The sequence below is a fragment of the Arthrobacter luteolus NBRC 107841 genome, assembly GCF_001552075.1.
Lineage (GTDB): Bacteria > Actinomycetota > Actinomycetes > Actinomycetales > Micrococcaceae > Arthrobacter_B > Arthrobacter_B luteolus.
In genome coordinates, this window is the sequence record NZ_BCQM01000022.1 from 1 (window position 1) to 19,128 (window position 19,128).

Consider the following 19,128-nt stretch of genomic DNA (forward strand, 5'->3'; position numbering starts at 1 on the left):
TGCGGACGTAGCTCAGCTGGCTAGAGCACCACCTTGCCAAGGTGGATGTCGCGGGTTCGAATCCCGTCGTCCGCTCGGAACAGCGTAAATGGAGCAGGCCTCACGGTCTGCTCCATTTTTGTTTTAACCGCAGGTGGGCAGCCATGCGGCCCACTTTCCCGCCAAGCCCGGAGAAAGTGCGCCTTGGCGCTCATACTCAGGGGGCTTACCATTGACCTGAACGGGAAGCGGATGGCTTCCCCAGCGAAAGGAGGTGGTCCGTGTCTGTATTTGACGGGCTCAAGGGCAAGGCCGGAGAGCTGAAGGACAAGGCGACCGAGCTTGTGGGCCAGAACGCCGACAAGATCAAGGGCGGCATCGACCAGGCCGGCAACTTCGTCGACCAGAAGACCGGCGGAAAGTACGCCGACAAGGTTGATGGATTCCAGCGCAAGGCCTCCGAAGCGGTTGACAAGGCAGACCGCGAACGGGGACCGGGCGAACCGCCCGCAGCCGGCCCTACACCTCCGGCCAGCTAAACCAAGAGCACGGCAGAAAGCCCCGGTACCGCAAAATCAGCGGTGCCGGGGCTTTTCCTGCGTGGAAGGTCTCCTGCGTGGATCCTAGGAAGCTTCGCCTGTCTGGCCTTCACGGGCCAGTGCTGTGAGCCGGGAGACGGCGCGGTAGTACTTTTTCATGTAGCCGCCGGCCATCATTTCCTTGGTGAACAGCTGGTCGAACGGCACCCCGCTGGCAAGGATCGGAACATCCTTGTCATAGAGCCGGTCGGCCAGGACCACAAAGCGCAGGGCAACGGACTGCTCCGAAATCGTGTGCACGTTGTGCCAGGCAACAGCGTCAATACCGTCGATGAGCTGGCGGTAGCGGCTGGGGTGTACATCCGCGAGGTGGTTCACCAAGTCGGCGAACTCATCTTCGGCGACAGTCCTGCCGTCGTATTCCGAGGCAATCCGCGCAGCCATACCGGCGTCGTCCAGCGGCGGCGGTGACTCGGGCAGGCCGCGGTGGCGGTAATCCTCGCCGTCGATCCGCACGACGTCGAACTGGTCGGCCAGCACCTGGATCTCCCGCTGGAAATCGACTGCAGCGAACCGGCCCTCCCCCAGTGAACCCGGCAGGGTGTTGGACGTGGCAGCCAGTTTCACGCCGGCGTCGGACAATTCCCGCATCAGGCGGGACATCAGGACCGTGTCTCCGGGATCATCCAGTTCAAATTCGTCGATGCAGACCAGCTTGTACGCGGAGAGGGCCTCCACGGTTTTGCGGAAGGAGAGAGCCCCCACCAGGTTGGTGTATTCCACGAACGTGCCGAAGGCCTTGGGGCCTTCCACCGCATGCCAGAGGGACGCGAGGAGGTGCGTTTTGCCGACGCCGAAGCCGCCGTCGAGGTAGAAGCCTGCCTTGGTTACAGCTTTCTTGGCGCCGAACAGCTTGCGGAAGCCGCTGGGAGCCGGGGCGTCAACGCTTTCGGCGAAAGCCCGCATTGCGGTAACTGCCTGTGCCTGGGAGGGCTGGGACGGGTCTGGAATGTAGGTGTCGAAGGAGACACTGCCAAAGCGCGGTGAGGGGAAGAAGCCCTGCAGGAGTTCGTCCGTGGAAACCTGGGGAGTCCGCTTCGAAAGCTGCTCCACTTGTCCTGCTGCGCCCAATCCATCCATCCGATTCTGCTAGGGGTACGGCATTTGCTGCCGTAGCAACGATACGCCACCGTGGCCGGTGTCCCGACTCCGCAGGAAGCTTTGGGACGCCGCCGTCGTTAGGGTAGTTAGTAAACCGGCCGCATAAACGTAAGGACCCATCATGCCGTTACCCGCAGATCCGAATCCCAAGTTCGCCGACTACGCCAATCCGGACCGTCTGGTGTCCACCGACTGGCTCGCAGCGCACCTCGGTTCTCCGGACCTGGTGGTCCTGGAATCCAACGAGGACATCCTGCTCTACGACACGGGGCATATTCCCGGCGCCCGGAAGATCGACTGGCACACCGATTTGAACGACGCCGACACCCGGGATTTCGTTGACGGTGCAGCTTTCGCGAAACTCATGGGGGACAAAGGCATCAGCCGCGGCACGACGGTGGTGCTCTACGGAGACAAGAGCAACTGGTGGGCCGCCTACGCCCTCTGGGTGTTCACTCTCTTCGGCCACGAAGATGTCCGCCTGCTCGACGGCGGCCGGGATAAGTGGATTGCCGAAGGCCGCGAGGTGACCACTGACAAACCGGAGGTAGAGGCAGTGGACTACCCCGTCGTCGAACGCAATGACGCCCCCATCCGCGCGTACCTGCCGGACGTCCTGGCGCACCTGGGCACGGGACCACTCATCGACGTCCGCTCCCCCGCCGAATACACCGGCGAACGGACGCACATGCCCGACTACATGGACGAAGGTGCCATGAAGGGCGGTCACATCCCCACGGCCGTGTCCGTTCCGTGGGCCAAGGCCGCAGCGGAGGACGGCACCTTCCGCACCCGGACCGAACTCGAGGCGCTCTACGGTGGGGAGGCTGGGCTGAAGCCGGGCGACGACGTCGTTGCCTACTGTCGGATTGGTGAGCGTTCCAGCCATACTTGGTTTGTACTCAGGCACCTGCTCGGCTTCGAGACGGTGCGGAACTACGACGGATCCTGGACCGAATGGGGCAACGCCGTGCGCGTGCCCATCGTCCGCGGCACCGAGCCCGGCCCGGCACCGCGCTGATCATCGTCCGCCAGCTACAACTGAAAGCGCGTTTTTCATGAGCACCACTTCGTCCACCCCGTCCACTGTTCCTGCCCAGCTGCAGGAAATCGTCGAAGACTTCCAGGAACTCACCGAACCCGAACGGCTGGAACTGCTGCTCGAGTTCTCCCGTAGCCTGCCTGCTCTTCCGGCGCGTCTTGCCGACCATCCGGAAATGCTGGAGCAGGTTGTCGAGTGCCAGTCACCGCTGTTCCTGACCGTGGAGGTTGGCGGCGGCCCCGGGAATCCGGTGGAGCTGTTCTTCTCTGCGCCGCCTGAGGCTCCCACCACCCGGGGATTCGCCGGTGTGCTGCATGAAGGGCTGAACGGCCTGCCGGCCGCGGAAATCCTGGCTGTGCCGGCCGATGTTCCCGACCGGCTGGGCCTGACCCGGGCCATCACGCCGCTGCGGATGCGCGGGATGTCGGCCATGCTCGGCCGGATCAAACGGAAGATTGCCGAGGCTTCGGCAGCGGAAGCTCAGGCGTAGTCATGGCCGGCGGCGGGAAGAAGGGCGGGCGCAGCGCTACGCCCGCCACACGTGTCCTCGACGCCGCCGGCGTCGCTTACCGGACGATGAGCTACGAGCATGATGCTTCGGTGGCGTCCTACGGCTTGGAAGCCGCGGAGAAGCTTGGTGTTCCGGCGGAGGCCGTGTTCAAGACCCTGATGGTGTCTGTGGAAGGCCGGCTGGCGGTCGCCATGATTCCGGTGGCAGGCACCCTGGACCTGAAGAAGGTTGCCTCCCTGCTCGGTTCCCGGAAGGCAGCTATCGCCGACCGGGCCGAAGCCGAGAAGCGGACCGGCTACGTGGTGGGTGGGATCTCACCGCTCGGTCAGCGGCTTCCGTCTCCGGCCGTGATCGACTCCAGTGCCGAGACACTGGAGTCGATCTACGTTTCCGGCGGGAGACGCGGGTTTGAGCTTGTGCTCTCCCCTGCCGACCTGATCCGGCTGACGGATGCCGTGGCAGGGCCGATAGCCGTCTACAAGTAGCCCGGAGCCCGCTCAAAACCCTAGCTGCGCACCTTCTGCACGAACTGCAGCGTACGCTCCTGCAGGCCACGGATACGCTCGGCTTTCACCAGTTCCGGATCCGGATGGATCACGGTCGGTTTCACCTCGGCGCGGACGTTGCGGGAGCAGGAAAACGTGCTGTGGATCAGAGTGCCGACCGAGTTGCCGTTTTTCCCGGAGGCTCCAGCCTTCGGCGCGACGAAGAGATAAACGTCGTCCTCGCTGATCAGATCCTCGCAGAGGGCACAGAGCGCCCGTTTGCTCGCCGACACCAGCTCAGGCGCGCGGAGCAGGATCGCCACGGGCTTGTTGTCCACCGGAAGCACGAGGTAGGAGCGCTGCGGCATTTTGTGATCCTGCCAGCCGATCTGATCCAGGTTCTCCCAGTCGGTTTCGGCGAAGTCCGGCGGGAAGTTGAGCGCAGCGACCTGGGAGCGGCTGGCGTTGATGAAGGACTTGCGGATGACAGCTTCAGTTACGGGTTGCATGATGATGGGCTTTCGTTCGATTTCGGCGCCCGAGGCCGGGGCAGAGCGTGCTGGGCCGGTGGGTTCCGGGGCAGAGCGTGCCGGGCCGGGCCGCGGGCAGGGTGATGCGTCCTCGGGGCAGGCTGGAGGTGCCCATGGACAGTGGAAACGGACAGCTGGTGTGCGTCGCTAGGACAGGGGCGCACTGCAGGGCGTGGAGCCCACCAGCCTTTCCGCTGCATCGGGGCAGCTGGGTGCGGAAATCGAATCAATCACGCCGGCCATGGTATCAGGCCCCGGAAGTACTATGGTTCGGCCGCAGGCAGAAGCTCCGGCCAGTCTTTCGCGAGACGGGCAGGCCGGATCTGCCGTTAGTGGGTGGGCGGCGCCCCGGGCAGGGGCGGTGAGGTGGAGAGGTACGTGTGGCCGGTGGGCGTTTCGGTCCGGACGGTGTGACGTTGGCCCGGAGCGCAAGTGGTGTCCGCGGTCCAGCCGGGTGCTTCCTTGGCGTGGTTGCAGGCTTCACAGAGTCCTTGTGCGTTGGCGTAACTGGTGTGTCCCCCGGCAGTGTGGGGCTGGACGTGGTCGATGTGCCGGATCGGCGCATCGCACCACGGTGTCCGACAGGTCTGGTCGCGGGTACGGATCAATCTGGCCAGTCCGGGCGGGAAGTACCGGGCTTTGGAGTCCATGGCGATCAGTTCACCGGTGGCGGGATCCAGATAGAGCCGGCGCAGGGTCACGCGGGCTTGCACGCTGACGTGATCCGGGGCATCACGACCTCCGGAATCAGGACCATCGGCGTCCACACGAGTCTGACCGCGGCCGTGTTCCGGTGGCGGAATCTGGCGTGGTTCTAGGTCCAGTTCCGGGTCCCGCCCGTGAAGCGTGCCGGCGATGAGATCCCTGGCCCATTGCCCGGGAACAACGCCGTAGCCGGGGAAGTACGCAGGCTCGTCCCACGGAGGTTTTGGCGGTGCAGTGCACGTCGCGCCGTTCATCCTGCCGGCAGATGGACCGTGACCAGTTCGTAGGCCCGCGGCTTCTTGGAATCGAACGTTCTCTGCCGCATCGTTCGGGGCAGGGGCCGAGGCCGAGGCAGAGGCCGGGGCCGGGGCCGGGGCCGAGGCAGAGGCCGGGGCCGGGGCCGAGGCAGAAGCAACGGCAGTGTCCGGAGCGCCTGCTGAAACCTGGCCCGGTATTGGGTCCCGGAAAGCTTGATACCCGGGGATCATGTCCTCTCTTGCGCCAGGACCTGGCGGTTCAGGCTCGAGGACCCTGCCGAAGAGGGTCCGGTCGGTCATGACGAGCTGGACCTCGACCGGAACCTGGGATGCGGTGGCCTGGCCGGTGATTCGTTCGACGAGGGTGTCGGCCATGATCTGGCGCCGGCCTCGTTCGTCCCCGGAGGAGCGCAAGCTATCAGCGGTCCGGGACAGGGCGGTGAACACGGCTACGCCCTGGGCGACGGGAAGCAGCCCGGTCAGATAGGACATGGTGTCCGGTGCCGGGCGGCAGGACACGTATCTGTCTGCGACGGCTTTGGCGTGCCGGCGCACCTGCGAGGCGGGATCGATGACCTGGGTGAGGGACCGGATCCTGGCTATGAGTTTGCGGTCTCCGACCCCCTCCAATGCGGCCGGGTTCCCGCAGATCAGGGCATCGATTCGGCGGCGGTCTTCCACCTCGAGGCAGGCGGTTTCCCGGACCAGCAGGGTGGCACGCCATTCACTGAGGACCCCGGTGGATAAGGCACGGAGAGTGTGGGGCATTTCGTGGACCAGGGCCTTGCCAAGGCCGAGGTGCCGGCCCCCGCGGTGGGGTGAGTCCCTTCGGGCCAAGGCGATCTGCCCTCCAACACCGCGCCCGAGCTGGGCCGGCGGGATCCCGGCCCTGGCCTGGGCCAGCCGCTGAGAGGCATCAAACGCAGCAGCCGCCCGTGCCTGTACCGCTGCGCAGGCAGATTTGAGTTCTTCCAAAGCACGGATCTGATCGATCAGCGCGGTGTCAGATTGCGGGAGCCCGGCATCTGCGAGCGCGGCGAGCCATTCGTACAGCCTGGCGGTGCCTGCAGGTTCGACGGCGTCCTCTGCGTCAGCGGCTGAAGAATCTTCCGGTGGGTTGTACTTGCCGGACGGACCGTTCGCCGATGCGGTCCACATTGGAGTACGCATTGGATTACGCACAGTTGCTGTCAGCGAGTGCTTACCAGGGGACCAAGTTGGGGCCGTTATAGGTCCGCTCATGCGGGTCGTCGATGCCGCGAGCCTACGAGAACCCCGTACGGGCACGAGCGTGGGCTCCCGCTCAGTGGGCTCCCGCTCAACTGGGCCCCGCTCAACTGGGCCCCGCTCAATTAGGCCCCCCTCAATTGGATTCCGCCAGAATGATTCGAACATGTGTTCGAGTCTATTAGTCTCGCCAGAGCCACAACAGGGCGAACCTACTGGCTCACCTACTCGTTTTTTCCTTCCGCCAGACCCGTTTCATACAGTCCGGACCAGGTACCGCTCTGCTTCCAGCCCTGGACCCGAAGCGTTCTCCCGAACTGCCTCGCACCCCGGATCGGTGGGTCTCCGATCCAGCTTCCAGCACCGAACTCATACGATTCACCCCGGATCGGTGGGTCTCCGGTCCAGCTTCCAGCACCGAACTCTTACGGTCCACCCCGGATCGAGTGTTCTCCTCCAAAGCAGACCCGCCCCCCAGCGCCAGGACCGGTTTCCTGGCAGGTGTCCGGACCAGATACCCCTCTGCCTCCCTGCCGCCCTACCGCCCTACCTCCGACGGGCCATCGAGCCAACGGGCCACGAGCCACGGGCCCCGGGCCCCGGGCCCCGAGCCCCGAGCCCCGAGCCACACCCCGCTACTGTTCCTCCCCAGCCTGGCGCTCAGTCACCAATCCCGGCCCCGTCCCGTTCAACCCCGGCCCCGCCCCGTTCAACCCCGCCCCGTCCCGTTCATCCCCGGCCCCGTCCCGTTCATCCCCGACCCCGTCCCGTTCAACCCCGGCTCCCGCGCTGCAGCGTCCTGCCACCGCCCGGGGCTGACCTTGGAGGCCGCGATGAACAGGGCGGCAGCCAGCAGCCCCAGCACCCCGGGGCCGGCAAGGCCGGTGAGCAGGTCCGGCTCGTGGTTTCCCGGAACCGGAGACGACAGGAAGGACACGGCTGCCCACGCAACCACGGCCATCATTCCGGTCACCACGGTCAGTGTCTCCCGGGTACGCACTGACAGAGCCAGAAGGGACACCCCGTAGGTGGCAGCGAAGACACCGCCCAGCGGCAGAAAAAGCGCAGCGAATACCAATACCGCGAGCGCACCCCGCTGCTGGCGGATACCGAGCTTCTTCTCACCCCTGGCGGTCATAAGGTAGGCGGCAAAAATCAGTCCTGCCGGCACGATCATCTGGTGGTACGGCCACAACGGAAACCACGTCAGGTCGAGGGTTTCCCAGGGCGGACGGAATCCGGCATTGCCGCTTAGTTCGAGAAACAGGGAGTAAACCGCGCCCGCTCCAGCCGCGCGCATCAGCCACATACCTGCGGACTTGTCCGCGAACACGGCCTTCGCAATTTCCTGGCTCTGAGCGTGTTCCGCTGCTCCTGTGTCCCCCATGACCTGATCTCTCGGCTCCCCCCGGCTAATACCGCGTCAGGGGCACCCCGCCCCAGTCAGGGCAACCTAGCACAGTGGGATAACGACGACGGCGGCGCATCCCTCCGCACGCCGTTACCGGCAGGCCCCGCGCGCCGTTACCGGGCAGGCCCCGCCCGCTGTTCCCCGGCCGCACCAACCAGAGGCAGCACCTATCAGAGCCCGGCAATAACGAACACCAGGGCGAGCACAGCCGGCACCGCCTGGATCAGGGCCGGCCGGAGCATCCGGGGGTCGCTGAGAAGCAGCACCAGCCCCGCGAGCGCCATGGAGGACGCAGCAAACACAATCATGGTCGCGCCGACCACAACGTTCCCCAGCCCCAGGAGGATGACCCCAATGACCGTACCGGTAGCAAGAAACAGGTTATAGAAGCCCTGGTTGTAGGCGAGCGGACGGGTATGGTCCGCCTGCTCGTCGGAGGAGATCCCGAACAGCGTCCTCGTCGCCGGCGCCATCCACCGAATCGATTCCAGCACGAAAATATACACGTGGATGGCGGCTGCGATAAGCGCAAAAACCGAAGCTGCAACGAGCATGGATCCTCCCTGCGGGCCGTGGATGCTGCGGGATTCCCCCGGGCGCCGTGCGTCCCGTACCGTGTGTTCCCGTAACTCCCTAAGGTCCCTCCACCGATGCTCCCACTTGCACCAGCAGACAGCTACCCCCTGCGCTCAGCGGGCCGTCGCGTCCGTCCCAGGGCGGTGTCCAGCCAGCCGGCTACGGTGTCCTCCCAGTGCTCGGGGTCCACGTTGTATTCGCGGGTGTGCCCGCCGTGCGGGAACCGAACAAAAGTCACGAGCTCGGGATTCTTCTCCGCCAGGTCCGCAGACGGCCCAACGGGCACGAATTCGTCCCGTTCGCTGTGCACAATCAGCACCGGAGTCCGGATTTCCTCGGCCCGGGACACCCAGTCCATGCTCTTGAGGTCCAGGGGTGCCGCAAGACCGGTCAGGGTCCGGCCGGCCGCATTGGAAATCAGCCACTGTCCGAGCCTGCCAACCTGCGCCGGAATCCGGTTCAGCCGGGCATGGTGGGCCAGCACCTCCACCCAGTTCACCACCGGACCATCCAGGACCAGGGCACGGATGTACCGGCTCAGTTCGGACTTGTCAGCGGTCTGCAGGGCAATGGCCCCACCCATGGACCAGCCAAAAAGCACTACGTCGCGTGCTCCGTTGGCGAGCGCATAGCGGATGGCGGCTTCGACGTCGTGCCATTCCGTGAGGCCCAGGCCGTACCGGCCGTCTGCCGCATACGGAGCTTCACCGTCGTTGCGGTAGGAGATGAGCAGGCTGGTCATCCCGGCGCGGCGGGCGGCCCCGAGACCGCGGATCGTTTCGGTGCGCTGGGCTCCCCTGCCGTGCACCATGATCGCCCAGGTGTCCGAACCGTCAAGTGAGCGCACCAGCCAGGCCGGCGCCTTGCCGTTTTCGACGTCGATTTCCACGTCTTCCTGCGGGAAGCCGGCGGCCGACGGCGTCGGATGGATCGTGCCGGACCACCAGCCGCGCACGGCCTTGGCCAGATCCCCGGAGTAGACGTGTTCGACGTCGCGCTGCACGGTCCCCTCGCGGGGCACGTAGGAGCGGATTGCGCCGATCCGCGCGTACCCGGTGCCGCCGTCGAAGTACAGGCCGTAGGTGCCCTCGACAGTGGTGTCCTCGTTGGCGGGCAGGATGATCTGCAGCCCGTCCGGGGAATCGATCACAGCGAGGATTTCCAGGTTGGCGTCCCGCACCTGCCGCGGAGTCACAATCTGCCGGGCAAAATACACCGCCAGACCGGACGTCGCTGCCAGTACGGCCGTGGAGGCAGCTGCCCCCACGCCGGCACCGAAGGCCGTCCATTTGACCCACGGAGCGGTCAGGGCTGCGGCGGTTTCCTGGGGCACCTCGGAAGCAGAGAGAAGCATGCCTTCATTGTGACTGACGTTCGCGCCAAGCATGGAAAATCCCATGTCACCGGCGGTTCTTTTACCCGTCCATGAGCTGGCGCTAGGCTTGCCGCATGAACGCGACGATCGTGGTGCTGACCGAAGAAGTCCTGAACGAAGCCGACGCGCGGAACCTCGGCTACCTGGCGGAGAACAATCCGGTGCGTTTCGAGGTGCTGGTGCCCGCTGACCCGGGCCGGAACATGCTGGTGGACGTCCTGGACAACCTGAGTCTCCTGGACTTCGCCGCTGCCTACCGGAACATCGCCGGCCCGCACCTTTCTGCCAAACAGGAGGTGAAGGCCGCCGAGCAGGAACTCGCCGAGTCCCTGGACCTGCTGCGCGGACTGGGGTTCGACGCCGATGGCCGGGTGACCGGGGAGAACCCGGTGGAGGCGGTGGTCGAGGAGGCCAAGGGCTCGGATGCCCAGCAGGTTGTTGTCATCACCACTCCGCACGCCATCGAGGACACGTTCCGCACGGACTGGGCGAACGAAGCACAGGACAGGCTCGGCGTGCCGGTGCTGCATCTGTACTCCGGGTCCGGGTTTATCGGGGACTCGTAGGCCGGGCATTATTCCCGGCCTGTGAGCGTTGGGGCGAATATAAGCACTGAAAGTCGATAGAGGATCACCATGGACGGCATGACCACTGGCGGGAACATCAACAGCAGTACCGGCGCGCAGCTCCCGGTCCAGAAATCTGATGAGGAGTGGCGCAGTGAACTGACGCCGATGGAATACCAGGTGCTGCGGCAGGCCGGAACCGAACGGCCCTACACCGGCGAGTACTGGGACACCAAGACCGAAGGCGTCTACGAATGCCGGGCCTGCGGAGCGGAACTGTTCACCAGCAATGAAAAGTTCGATTCACACTGCGGCTGGCCGTCCTTCTTCGCGCCCCTGGCCGAGGGAACGGTCCGCTACCTGCACGACCGCAGCATGGGAATGGACCGCATCGAGGTGCGCTGTGCAAACTGCGACTCGCATATGGGACACCTGTTCGAGGGGGAAGGCTTCAACACCCCCACGGACCAGCGCTTCTGCATCAACTCGGTGTCCATCCGGCTGAAGCCGAAGGATGACGCACAGGATGGTGGCCGGAACGGCGGCTCAGCTGACGACGGCGGCGCCCCGCAGTAGGCGGCGACTCCCCCTCCGGGCCGGGTAGTTCGGCACCGGCCATTGTGTGCCCCGGGAAGCCCGCCGTACGCTCGAATATCCGGTCCTTTAAGTTTGCCGGTTCAGCGTGCGGCGGGCTTTGCCGTGCCCGCGCGGTCCCGGTCCCACCATGGGAGACCCAATGGGAACAGACCAGTACCACGAGCCCCCTGCCGAACTCTCAGCCGAGACGCGGACGTTCGCCAGAATGTGCGCCAGCCTCAGCGAAGAAGCCGAAGCGATCGGCTGGTATGTCCAGCGGATTTCGGTGGAACCTGAGGAGGAGTCCCGGAACATCATGAAGGACTCCCTGGGCGAGGAGTTTAAGCACTTCTCCATGGAACTGGAGTTCCTGCTCCGGAGAACCCCGGAGTGGCGGGCGATCGCCCGGGGCATCCTGTTCACCGAGGGGGACATCGTCCAGCACGGAGAAGCATCCGAAGCGGCAGCGACCAAGGACGAATGACGGCCGCCGCTGCCTGACCCCTTCTCCCCTGGGAGACCCCTTAGCAACCGGGAGGTGCTTGGCCTGTGGCCCGCCCATCCATTCTGGACCGGTTCCGGCCGGTCGGCGCACCGGGGCCCTCCGGTCCTGCGGGTGTTCCCTCCACGGACAGCGAGGGGCCCGAAGCCGAACTGCTGCCCGTATTCGAGGCACTCTTGCCCGATTCCGAAGCGGCCCGCCGGCGCCTCGAGGACGCTGCCGGGCAGGCGCGGACGCTGCTGGCCGAGGCACGGCGCCAGGCGGACGCGGATATTGCGCAGGCACGGCTGGATTCCGGTGCCGTCCGCGCGCACGCCGCCGAGCAGGTGTCCCGCGAGGCGGCAGCCCGGGACACGGAGCTGCTGGAACAGGCGCAGCAGCGCGCCGGGAGGATCAGTGCAGCAGCCGAGGCAAAGCTCCAGCCGCTGGCCCGCAGGATTGCCGCCTCCGTGCTCGAGGATTACCTTGGTTCCGGAGGCGGGCCATGAGGTCGGACTGGGTCGCGGCCACGGTCCGGGCCAGGGCCATGGCACGACGGCGGGCCGGTGCCGGCACCTGCCGCGAAGCCGCGGCCCTGACCTCCCTGGAGCAGGCCCTTGAGCTCTTCGCCGCTACTGCCTACGCTTCCGAACTTGCCGGCGCCGGCGACCTCGCCGGCGCACAGCAGGCGACGCGCCGGAGCGCGCTGTGGCAGCTGCGGGTGCTGGCCGGCTGGCTGCCGGTTTCCGGCGCGCGCATGGTCCGGGCGGCCGGTGCTGCCTACGAGCTGGCGAACATCCTTGTCCTCGCCCGCCGGCTGCAGGAAACCGAAGCTGCCGGCTCCGGCCCGGAGCACGCCCCGGCCAGGACGGTCCAGCTCCCGGAGTACTTCGAACTCGGCGGGCTCGCCACGGCCTGGCCGCGGCTGGCCGGAGCCGGCTCGACGGCGGATCTTGCCGCCCGGCTCCGCACAAGTCCCTGGGGCGATCCCGGAGATGCCGGCAGCATGGCCGACACCCTGTCCGTTGTCTGGCTTCGCCGGCTGGCCGCCGCCGCTCCGCAGACCCGCAGCTGGACGACGTCCGCCGCAGCCTTGATTGCCGCCCGCAGGATCCTCGTTGACCGGACGTTGTCCGGTCCGCCCGGCACCCCGCCGGGAAACACGGACCGGCTGGCCATCCTGCTCCGTCCGGTACTGGGCAGCGATTGGTCCTCAGCTGAGGATGCGGACTCCTTCCGCGCCACGCTTCCCCGCTCCGCCGCACCCGCTTTGGCCGGGGTAGAACAGCCCGCAGACCTGTGGCGGGCCGAGGCCGCGCTCCGGACCACGGTGGAAGACGATGCGTTCGTGCTGCTGCGCTCCGGCCTGCCCGGCCCGGACATAAGTGTCGGAGCCATGGCCGTCCTGGCCGTCGACGGCTGGCGGGTGAGGGCGGCGCTGGCAGCCGCCGCGTCCGGCGGAGGAAGCGAGGTCCTTGATGCCGTGGCGTGAGACGCTCACCCCCATCCGGATGGAACGCGTGGCGGTCATCGCCCCGACGGACCGAACGCGTGCTGCCCTCGCTGAAGTCGCCCGCAGCGCAGCCGTGGAACTGGATCTGCCGTATCCGCCCGGAGACGGCCCGGAGGAACTCGACCGGGCAGCTGAGGCTGCCGTGGAAAACGGTCCGGTGTCCGGGCTGGTCGGCTGGGCTCCCGCCCGGCGGGTACCAGCGCTCCAGGACGCCCTAAAACCGCTGGGCGCCGGCGTCGTTCCGCTGAAAACGCCCCGCGGGGTCCAGCCGCCCACCCTGCTCACCGGAATCGAACGCCGGGCCAGGAAAGCTCCCCGGCTCTCCCGGCTGCTGGTGGATACCTACACCACCGTCCCCTACTCGGACCTGGACCCGGCCCGGCTCGCCGGACTGGCCTACGTGGTGATGTTCGGAATGATGTTCGGCGACGCCGGGCAGGGCCTGCTGCTGGTCCTGTTTGGTCTGATCATCCGGTGGGGCTGGATCAAGGCGCTGCGCCGCTTCCAGAAGACCTGGCTGTTCATCTTCGGTGCCGGGCTTGCGGCAGTCTTCTTCGGGATCCTTTACGGGGAGTTCTTCGGTCCCACTCACGTGATCCCGGTGATCTGGCTGGAACCGGTGGAGAACCCCATTCCCCTGATGATCGCCGCCCTGGTCTTCGGCGCCGTGCTGCTGGCCGGGGCCTACACCATCGGCACCATCAACCGGGTCCGGGAGGGCGGCTGGGCCTACGCCCTCTACGCCCGGACCGGACTCGCAGGGGCGCTGCTGTTCCTCGCCGTCGGGCTGCTGGCCGGCGGGCTGGCTGCGGGGATATCCGGTTTGGTTGCCGCTGCCGGGATCATCGCGGCGGTGGCACTGGTCCTGATTTTCACCGGTCTGTTCGTGGAGGCCGGGGGCGGCGCAACGGGGACGATGCAGGCCTCCGTGGAACTGGTCGATACCGTCGTCCAGCTCGCTTCGAACATCGTTTCCTTCACCCGCCTCGCGGCCTTCGGGCTCACCCACGCAGCCCTGATGATGATCGTCTGGCAGGCCACGACGGCGCTGTGGCACCCGGACTGGCGGGCGGTCCTGGCCGTCCTGGTCTTCCTCGTGGGCAATGCCATCACGTTCGCGCTCGAAGGGCTGGTCGCCGCGATCCAGGCCCTGCGGCTGGAGTATTACGAGCTTTTCTCCCGCGTCTTCACGGATGAAGGCCGTCCGTTCAAGCCCTGGAGCCCGCGTCTGCCGGACTCCGTCCCTCCCGGATCCACTGACTCCGAAAGGCAAACGCCATGAATCCCTGGTTTGCCGGCATTCCCCTGGCCCTGATCCTCACCGTTGTGCTGGCGGCCGGGGCGGTGTTCCTGCTCCGCCGCCGCCGGCGCGCCGGCATCAAAGTGATGCTCGGCGTGAACGGACTGATCATGGCCGGCGCTCTCGCGCTGCTCGCGGCAGCGTTCAACGCGGGGCCGGCCACGGCCTCGGGCGGCTCCGCGGAAGCCGCCGTCGCCATGGCCACCGAAGGCAGCGACAGCAGCAGCGCGGCGCTGATCGGCGCGGCCATCGCCGTCGCCGGTTCCTCCATCGGAGCCGCGATCGCGGTGGCCTACACCGGCTCGGCGGCGCTGGCCGCCATGAGCGAGCGGCCGGAGATCTTCGGCCGGGCCATGGTGGTGGTGGGGCTCGCGGAAGGCATCGCCATCTACGGTCTGATCATTTCCATCATCCTCATTGGTCAGGCATGACCAGCCCCGGCACGGTCCGCCCCACCGCCGTGGCTGCTCTCGGGGCACCGGATGCGCTGGCCGGCTACGAACTCGCCGGGGCGCGGCTGGTTCCCGCACGGAGCCCGGAGGAAATCCGGCAGGCCTGGGACCAGCTCCCCGCGGACACCGCCGTCGTCATCCTGACACCGGAGGCCGCCGCCGTCCTGGCCGACAGGCTGGACGATCCGGCGGTTCCGCTGACCGTCACGCTGCCCGCATGAGCAGCCTGCCCCGCAGCGCAGCCGCTGCCCTGCTCCCGGTCCGTGCGGAACTGCGCCGCGGCTCCGGGGACGAGGCGCAGGAAATCCTGGCGGAGGCCCTCCGGCAGGCTGAGGAGATCCGTGTCCGGGGGCGGACGGAAGCGGACCGGATCCGTGCCCGGGCAGACGCGGAGGGCCGGGCCTCCGCCCACACCGAGGCTGCCCTGCGTTCCGCCCGGGCCCGCCGCCGTGCCGGGCGCATTGTGCTCGCCCGCGAGGAAGCACTCCGCGAAGAGCTGCGTGCCCGGGTCCTCGCCGAGGCGGAGGCACTCAGGTCCGATCCGCGGTATCCCCTGCTCCTGGAGGCGCTGCGCGAACAGGCCCGGGCGCTCCTGGACCCCGGCGCGCACCTCGAGGAGGCCCCGGCGGGCGGGATCACCGGTGTGCTGGGCTCCCGCAGCGTGGACCTCTCCCTTCCGGCGCTCGCCGGCGCCGCATTGGAACGCCACGCCAAGGAGGTGCGGGAGCTATGGCAGCAGTGAACAGCGCCGGGAATCCGGACGGCGCCAAAATCCGGCGCGTCAGCGGACCGCTGGTGGAGGTCAGCGGCCTGGCCGATGTGTCGATGCTCGAGCTGGTGGCGCTGGGTCCGGACCGCATTGCTGCGGAGACCATCGCGGTCAACGGCACCGATGCCACCCTGCAGGCCTACGAGTACACCGGCGGGCTGAAAGCCGGCGACGCCGCGGAGGGCACCGGGCACCAGCTCTCCGCCCTGCTGGGGCCCGGCCTGCTCGGCCAGGTGTTCGACGGGCTGCTCCGTCCCCTCTCCTCGGCCCCGATGTGGCTGACCGCTGACCGGGAGGACGCCGCAGAGGACCGCCAGGTCCTGGACCGGCAGTGGCAGTTTGTTCCGCAGGCGGCACTCGGGGATGCCCTCTCCCCCGGAGACGTGCTCGGGACGGTTCCGGGGGCCGGCAGCGTCCAGTACCGGGTCCTGGTGCCCCCGGGGGTCTCCGGAACGGTCAGCTGGCTGGCTGAGGGGCCGCTCCGGGCGCTGGAGACAGCCGCGGAAATCGGCGGGACCGGCGTTACCCTGGCCCAGCGCTGGCCTGTTCACCGGCCGCGCCCGGTCGCCGCGCGGCTCTCCGATGCCGTGCCAATGCACACCGGGCAGCGGGTCCTGGACCTGATGTACCCGCTGCCGCGCGGCGCCGCGGCTGCCGTTCCGGGCGGGTTCGGCACCGGCAAAACCCTGCTGCTGCAGCAGATCGCCAAATGGTCCGACGCCGATGTGATCGTCTACGTGGGCTGCGGCGAGCGCGGCAACGAGATGGCCGACGTGCTGGACGGTCTGAGCCATCTGGAGGACCCCCGGACCGGCGGCGCGCTGCTGGAGCGGACGGTGATCATCGCCAACACCTCCAACATGCCGATGATGGCCCGGGAGGCGAGCATCAACACCGGGGTCACCGTGGCCGAATTCTTCCGCGATATGGGGTATCACGCCGTGGTGATCGCCGATTCCACCTCCCGCTGGGCGGAGGCGCTGCGTGAGTTCGCCAACCGCAACGGCGATCTCCCGGCGGAGGAAGGCTACCCGGCGTCGCTGGCGTCGGAACTGGCTGCGTTCTACGAGCGCGCGTCTCTGGCCACCACGCTGGGAGGGGCGACGGCGTCGGTCACCGTGATCGGTGCCGTGTCCCCGCCGGGCGGAGACATGAGCGAGCCGGTCACCACCGGGACCCAGCGGTTTGTCCGGTCGCTCTGGCAGCTGGACCGGGACCTGGCCTACTCCCGGCACTATCCGGCCGTCAGCTGGCGGGGTTCCTTTTCCCGCGATGCCGAGGCACTGGGCCGCTGGCACGCCGCCAGCGGTGACCCGGAGTGGGCCGGGCGGCGGGCCGAGGCGTCGCTGGTGCTCGCTGAAGCGGACCGGCTGTCTGCGCTCGCAGAAATCATTGGCGCGGGTTCGCTGCCGGCCCATGAACAGGTGGTCCTGCTTGGCGGGCGGCTGCTGCGCGACGGCGTGCTGGTCCAGAACGCGCTCAGCCCGAACGACGGCTACTGCTCCGCCGCCAAGGGCTCTGCGCTGCTCCAGGCGGTGCTGGACACCATCAGTACCTGCCAGGATCTGGTTGCGGCCGGGGTGCCGGCCGCAACGCTGGAGAACTATGACTTCTCTCCCCTGCTCCGGCTGCGCGAGTCAGCGGGGCCCAACGACGCCGGCGGCGTCACCGAACTCGCCGTACGTTTCCTCGCCGGACTGAAGGAGCTGCAATGACCCTGGACCCGAGGCACCTGGTTTCCCACAGCGATATCCGCGAACTCCGCGGCCCGCTGATGGTGGTGGGTGACACTGCGGGCGTGGGCTGGGATGAATTCGCCACCGTGGAGGTCAGCGGCGGCCCCGACCGGCACGGCCTGGTCCTGGAGGTCGACGGCGGGGAATCCGTGCTGCAGGTCCTGGAAGGGACCGAGGGGATGCGGCTCGGCGGAATCTCCGTGCGTTTCCAGGGCCGTCCGCTGCACCTGCCGGTGGGGCCGGAATGGCTGGGCCGGGTCTGCAACGGACGCGGGGAACCGCTCGACGGCGGTCCGCCGGTTACTGCGGACACGGTGGAGCCGGTCAGCGGGTGGCCGCTGAACCCCGTGTACCGGATTCCCCCGCAGGAGGCCGTGATCACCGGGATCTCAGCCATCGACGCACTGACCACGCTGGTCCGCGGGCAGAAACTACCGATCTTCTCCGTCGCCGGGCTGCCGCACCTGACCCTGGCCACCCAGATCGCCGCCCAGGCCACGACCAAGGGGCGGAACTTCCGCGTGGTTTTCGCCGCCATGGGTATGACGCACGCGGACATCGCTTACGTCCGGGACCGGCTGGAGGAACGTTCCGCTGCGGGTGAGCTGGTGCTGCTGCTCAACGCCGCCGATGATCCGGTGATCGAACGCATCCTCACGCCCCGGATCGCCCTGAGCATCGCAGAGAACCTGGCCTATGAGGGAGGCAGCGACGTCCTGGTGGTGATGAGCGACATGACCAGCTACGCGGAGGCGGTGCGCGAAGTCTCCGCCGCCCGCAAGGAGATCCCGGCCCGGCGGGGCTATCCCGGCTATCTCTACAGCGACCTGGCCACCCTCTATGAACGCTGTGGCCGGGTCCAGGGCCGGGACGGTTCGGTCACGGTGGTGCCGGTGCTGACGATGCCCTCCGGGGACATGACGCATCCCGTGCCGGACCTGACCGGCTACATCACCGAGGGTCAGGTAGTGCTCTCCCCGGACGTTGATGCCCGGGGTATCTATCCTCCCGTGGATGTGCTTTCCTCCCTGTCCCGGCTGATGCGTTCCGGAGCCGGGAAGGGCCGCACCCGGGAGGACCACCTGGATGTTGCCGCCCAGGTCCTGGCAGCCATGGCCCGGGCACGGCAGGCCGCTGAGCTCGCGGAGCTGGTGGGACAGGCCGCCCTGGGCGAGGCGGACCGGGCCTACATCGAGTTCCGGTCCGTGGTGGAGGGCAAACTCCTCAACCAGGGCCGGGAAGAGTACCGGTCCCTGGAAGAAACCCTGGACCTGGCATGGGAGGCACTCGGTGTCCTTCCGCGCCGCGAGCTGAGCATGCTCTCTCCCGAGTTCTTGGACCGGTATCTCGCTGCGCCCGAGGACGGGACCGGACTGTGAGGGCGGCACTGTGAGGGCTGGACCGTGAGGCCGGGACCGTGAGCGGCACCGGACGGGCAGCCCGGGCGGAAGTCGAACGGCGGCTGGAAACGGCCCGGCGCGGGGCCGAACTGCTGGACCGGAAGCAGCGGATCCTGCGGATCGCCATCCAGAACCGTGCGGACCGGGCGGAGGCCAGCCGGCGCCGCTGGGAAGAGGCGGCCAGCGCGGCCGGGCCATGGCTGGGCCGCGCCCTGGCGCTTGACGGGCTCGGCCGCGTCCGGGAAGCGGTTCCGGAGTTCTTTGCCGAAGCTTCGGTGACCTGGGGCGGTGCCATGGGAATCAGCTATCCCGAGGACGCCTCCGTTGCCCTGCCGCCGCAGGCTCCAACCGCGGGCTCCTCCGCTCTGGCCTACGCCGCCGCAACCCACCGGGAAGCGCTCGCTGCCGCCGTCGTCCATGCAGCGGACGCCCGCGCACTGCTGCTGGTCACCCGGGAACTCGCTGATACCCGGACCCGGCAGCGTGCCGTGGAAAACCGCTGGATCCCCCGGCTGGAAGATGACCTCGCGCGGATCC

22 protein-coding genes and 1 tRNA gene are annotated in these 19,128 nt (G+C 67.7%); 17 read left to right on the top strand and 6 right to left on the bottom strand.

Features of this window, described 5'->3' with window-relative positions:
- The first annotated feature begins 1 nt into the window (after position 1).
- Positions 2–75 (top strand) — tRNA-Gly (locus tag AL3_RS17690).
- Between the two features lie 185 nt (positions 76–260).
- The gene (locus AL3_RS17695) at positions 261–518 is read left to right on the top strand and encodes an antitoxin (protein WP_066303604.1); all 258 of its coding nucleotides are present in this window, start codon (positions 261–263) and stop codon (positions 516–518) included.
- A gap of 84 nt (positions 519–602) precedes the next feature.
- Here the strand turns inward: AL3_RS17695 and zapE are convergent, their stop codons facing one another.
- The gene (zapE, locus tag AL3_RS17700) at positions 603–1,658 is read right to left on the bottom strand and encodes a cell division protein ZapE (RefSeq protein WP_066303606.1); all 1,056 of its coding nucleotides are present in this window, start codon (positions 1,656–1,658) and stop codon (positions 603–605) included.
- A gap of 142 nt (positions 1,659–1,800) precedes the next feature.
- Between zapE and AL3_RS17705 the strand changes: the two genes are divergently transcribed.
- From AL3_RS17705 to ybaK, 3 genes are read left to right on the top strand one after another with little or no spacing between them, the layout of a single operon-like run.
- Complete coding sequence (locus tag AL3_RS17705) at positions 1,801–2,700, top strand: sulfurtransferase (protein WP_066303610.1); 900 nt, start codon at positions 1,801–1,803, stop codon at positions 2,698–2,700.
- Positions 2,701–2,737: 37 nt separating this feature from the next.
- On the top strand, positions 2,738–3,211 hold the full coding sequence (locus tag AL3_RS17710) for a SufE family protein (protein ID WP_066303612.1): 474 nt from the start codon (positions 2,738–2,740) through the stop codon (positions 3,209–3,211).
- Positions 3,212–3,213: 2 nt separating this feature from the next.
- Positions 3,214–3,717, top strand: a complete 504-nt coding sequence (gene ybaK / locus AL3_RS17715; protein ID WP_066303614.1) for a Cys-tRNA(Pro) deacylase — start codon at positions 3,214–3,216, stop codon at positions 3,715–3,717.
- A gap of 20 nt (positions 3,718–3,737) precedes the next feature.
- Here ybaK and AL3_RS17720 read toward each other — a convergent pair whose 3' ends face one another.
- From AL3_RS17720 to AL3_RS17740, 5 genes are all read right to left on the bottom strand, one after another.
- A complete protein-coding gene (locus AL3_RS17720; protein ID WP_066303617.1) occupies positions 3,738–4,226 on the bottom strand; it encodes an FBP domain-containing protein in 489 nt (162 codons plus the stop codon).
- Positions 4,227–4,576: 350 nt separating this feature from the next.
- Positions 4,577–6,379, bottom strand: coding sequence for an HNH endonuclease (locus AL3_RS19025; RefSeq protein WP_246168534.1), 1,803 nt, complete (start codon positions 6,377–6,379; stop codon positions 4,577–4,579).
- A 766-nt stretch (positions 6,380–7,145) separates the two neighbouring features.
- Positions 7,146–7,823, bottom strand: a complete 678-nt coding sequence (locus AL3_RS17730; RefSeq protein ID WP_066303621.1) for a hypothetical protein — start codon at positions 7,821–7,823, stop codon at positions 7,146–7,148.
- A gap of 194 nt (positions 7,824–8,017) precedes the next feature.
- Positions 8,018–8,401: a DUF1304 domain-containing protein gene (locus AL3_RS17735; RefSeq protein WP_066303623.1), complete on the bottom strand. Its 384-nt coding sequence runs from the start codon at positions 8,399–8,401 to the stop codon at positions 8,018–8,020.
- Between the two features lie 122 nt (positions 8,402–8,523).
- A complete protein-coding gene (locus tag AL3_RS17740; protein WP_066303660.1) occupies positions 8,524–9,777 on the bottom strand; it encodes an alpha/beta hydrolase family protein in 1,254 nt (417 codons plus the stop codon).
- Between the two features lie 95 nt (positions 9,778–9,872).
- Between AL3_RS17740 and AL3_RS17745 the strand changes: the two genes are divergently transcribed.
- The 12 genes from AL3_RS17745 to AL3_RS17800 all read left to right on the top strand — a co-directional run.
- Entirely contained in the window at positions 9,873–10,364 is a 492-nt protein-coding gene (locus AL3_RS17745) for a hypothetical protein (RefSeq protein ID WP_066303624.1), read from the top strand.
- A gap of 78 nt (positions 10,365–10,442) precedes the next feature.
- Entirely contained in the window at positions 10,443–10,940 is a 498-nt protein-coding gene (gene msrB / locus AL3_RS17750) for a peptide-methionine (R)-S-oxide reductase MsrB (RefSeq protein WP_066303662.1), read from the top strand.
- 160 nt (positions 10,941–11,100) lie between these two features.
- Positions 11,101–11,424, top strand: coding sequence for a ferritin family protein (locus AL3_RS17755; RefSeq protein WP_066303628.1), 324 nt, complete (start codon positions 11,101–11,103; stop codon positions 11,422–11,424).
- Between the two features lie 65 nt (positions 11,425–11,489).
- Entirely contained in the window at positions 11,490–11,930 is a 441-nt protein-coding gene (locus AL3_RS17760) for a hypothetical protein (RefSeq protein ID WP_066303635.1), read from the top strand.
- A complete protein-coding gene (locus AL3_RS17765) occupies positions 11,927–12,913 on the top strand; it encodes a hypothetical protein (protein ID WP_066303638.1) in 987 nt (328 codons plus the stop codon). Before AL3_RS17760 ends, AL3_RS17765 begins: the two co-directional genes overlap by 4 nt.
- Entirely contained in the window at positions 12,900–14,216 is a 1,317-nt protein-coding gene (locus tag AL3_RS17770) for a V-type ATPase 116kDa subunit family protein (protein WP_066303642.1), read from the top strand. The genes AL3_RS17765 and AL3_RS17770 overlap by 14 nt, the downstream gene beginning before the upstream one ends.
- The gene (locus AL3_RS17775) at positions 14,213–14,665 is read left to right on the top strand and encodes an ATP synthase subunit C (RefSeq protein ID WP_066303643.1); all 453 of its coding nucleotides are present in this window, start codon (positions 14,213–14,215) and stop codon (positions 14,663–14,665) included. Before AL3_RS17770 ends, AL3_RS17775 begins: the two co-directional genes overlap by 4 nt.
- Positions 14,662–14,907, top strand: coding sequence for a V-type ATP synthase subunit F (locus AL3_RS17780; RefSeq protein WP_066303644.1), 246 nt, complete (start codon positions 14,662–14,664; stop codon positions 14,905–14,907). Before AL3_RS17775 ends, AL3_RS17780 begins: the two co-directional genes overlap by 4 nt.
- On the top strand, positions 14,904–15,428 hold the full coding sequence (locus AL3_RS17785) for an SPFH domain-containing protein (RefSeq protein WP_066303651.1): 525 nt from the start codon (positions 14,904–14,906) through the stop codon (positions 15,426–15,428). The genes AL3_RS17780 and AL3_RS17785 overlap by 4 nt, the downstream gene beginning before the upstream one ends.
- Complete coding sequence (locus AL3_RS17790) at positions 15,416–17,170, top strand: V-type ATP synthase subunit A (protein ID WP_066303652.1); 1,755 nt, start codon at positions 15,416–15,418, stop codon at positions 17,168–17,170. The genes AL3_RS17785 and AL3_RS17790 overlap by 13 nt, the downstream gene beginning before the upstream one ends.
- A complete protein-coding gene (locus tag AL3_RS17795; protein WP_066303654.1) occupies positions 17,167–18,570 on the top strand; it encodes a V-type ATP synthase subunit B in 1,404 nt (467 codons plus the stop codon). The genes AL3_RS17790 and AL3_RS17795 overlap by 4 nt, the downstream gene beginning before the upstream one ends.
- 38 nt (positions 18,571–18,608) lie before the next feature.
- Positions 18,609–19,128: V-type ATP synthase subunit D (locus AL3_RS17800; RefSeq protein ID WP_066303657.1), on the top strand; the 520-nt coding region annotated here is incomplete at its 3' end.

What these genes read in the sequence shown, in the direction of transcription:
- AL3_RS17705 (WP_066303610.1), top strand. Translation starts at nt 1,801, where the DNA reads ATGCCGTTACCCGCAGATCCGAATCCCAAGTTCGCCGACTACGCCAAT.
- AL3_RS17775 (WP_066303643.1), top strand. Translation starts at nt 14,213, where the DNA reads ATGAATCCCTGGTTTGCCGGCATTCCCCTGGCCCTGATCCTCACCGTT.
- AL3_RS17780 (WP_066303644.1), top strand. Translation starts at nt 14,662, where the DNA reads ATGACCAGCCCCGGCACGGTCCGCCCCACCGCCGTGGCTGCTCTCGGG.
- AL3_RS19025 (WP_246168534.1), bottom strand. Translation starts at nt 6,379, where the DNA reads ATGCGTACTCCAATGTGGACCGCATCGGCGAACGGTCCGTCCGGCAAG.
- ybaK (WP_066303614.1), top strand. Translation starts at nt 3,214, where the DNA reads ATGGCCGGCGGCGGGAAGAAGGGCGGGCGCAGCGCTACGCCCGCCACA.
- AL3_RS17770 (WP_066303642.1), top strand. Translation starts at nt 12,900, where the DNA reads ATGCCGTGGCGTGAGACGCTCACCCCCATCCGGATGGAACGCGTGGCG.
- AL3_RS17740 (WP_066303660.1), bottom strand. Translation starts at nt 9,777, where the DNA reads ATGCTTCTCTCTGCTTCCGAGGTGCCCCAGGAAACCGCCGCAGCCCTG.
- AL3_RS17735 (WP_066303623.1), bottom strand. Translation starts at nt 8,401, where the DNA reads ATGCTCGTTGCAGCTTCGGTTTTTGCGCTTATCGCAGCCGCCATCCAC.
- AL3_RS17795 (WP_066303654.1), top strand. Translation starts at nt 17,167, where the DNA reads ATGACCCTGGACCCGAGGCACCTGGTTTCCCACAGCGATATCCGCGAA.
- zapE (WP_066303606.1), bottom strand. Translation starts at nt 1,658, where the DNA reads ATGGATGGATTGGGCGCAGCAGGACAAGTGGAGCAGCTTTCGAAGCGG.
- AL3_RS17790 (WP_066303652.1), top strand. Translation starts at nt 15,416, where the DNA reads ATGGCAGCAGTGAACAGCGCCGGGAATCCGGACGGCGCCAAAATCCGG.
- AL3_RS17745 (WP_066303624.1), top strand. Translation starts at nt 9,873, where the DNA reads ATGAACGCGACGATCGTGGTGCTGACCGAAGAAGTCCTGAACGAAGCC.
- AL3_RS17785 (WP_066303651.1), top strand. Translation starts at nt 14,904, where the DNA reads ATGAGCAGCCTGCCCCGCAGCGCAGCCGCTGCCCTGCTCCCGGTCCGT.
- msrB (WP_066303662.1), top strand. Translation starts at nt 10,443, where the DNA reads ATGACCACTGGCGGGAACATCAACAGCAGTACCGGCGCGCAGCTCCCG.
- AL3_RS17730 (WP_066303621.1), bottom strand. Translation starts at nt 7,823, where the DNA reads ATGGGGGACACAGGAGCAGCGGAACACGCTCAGAGCCAGGAAATTGCG.
- AL3_RS17765 (WP_066303638.1), top strand. Translation starts at nt 11,927, where the DNA reads ATGAGGTCGGACTGGGTCGCGGCCACGGTCCGGGCCAGGGCCATGGCA.
- AL3_RS17720 (WP_066303617.1), bottom strand. Translation starts at nt 4,226, where the DNA reads ATGCAACCCGTAACTGAAGCTGTCATCCGCAAGTCCTTCATCAACGCC.
- AL3_RS17710 (WP_066303612.1), top strand. Translation starts at nt 2,738, where the DNA reads ATGAGCACCACTTCGTCCACCCCGTCCACTGTTCCTGCCCAGCTGCAG.
- AL3_RS17755 (WP_066303628.1), top strand. Translation starts at nt 11,101, where the DNA reads ATGGGAACAGACCAGTACCACGAGCCCCCTGCCGAACTCTCAGCCGAG.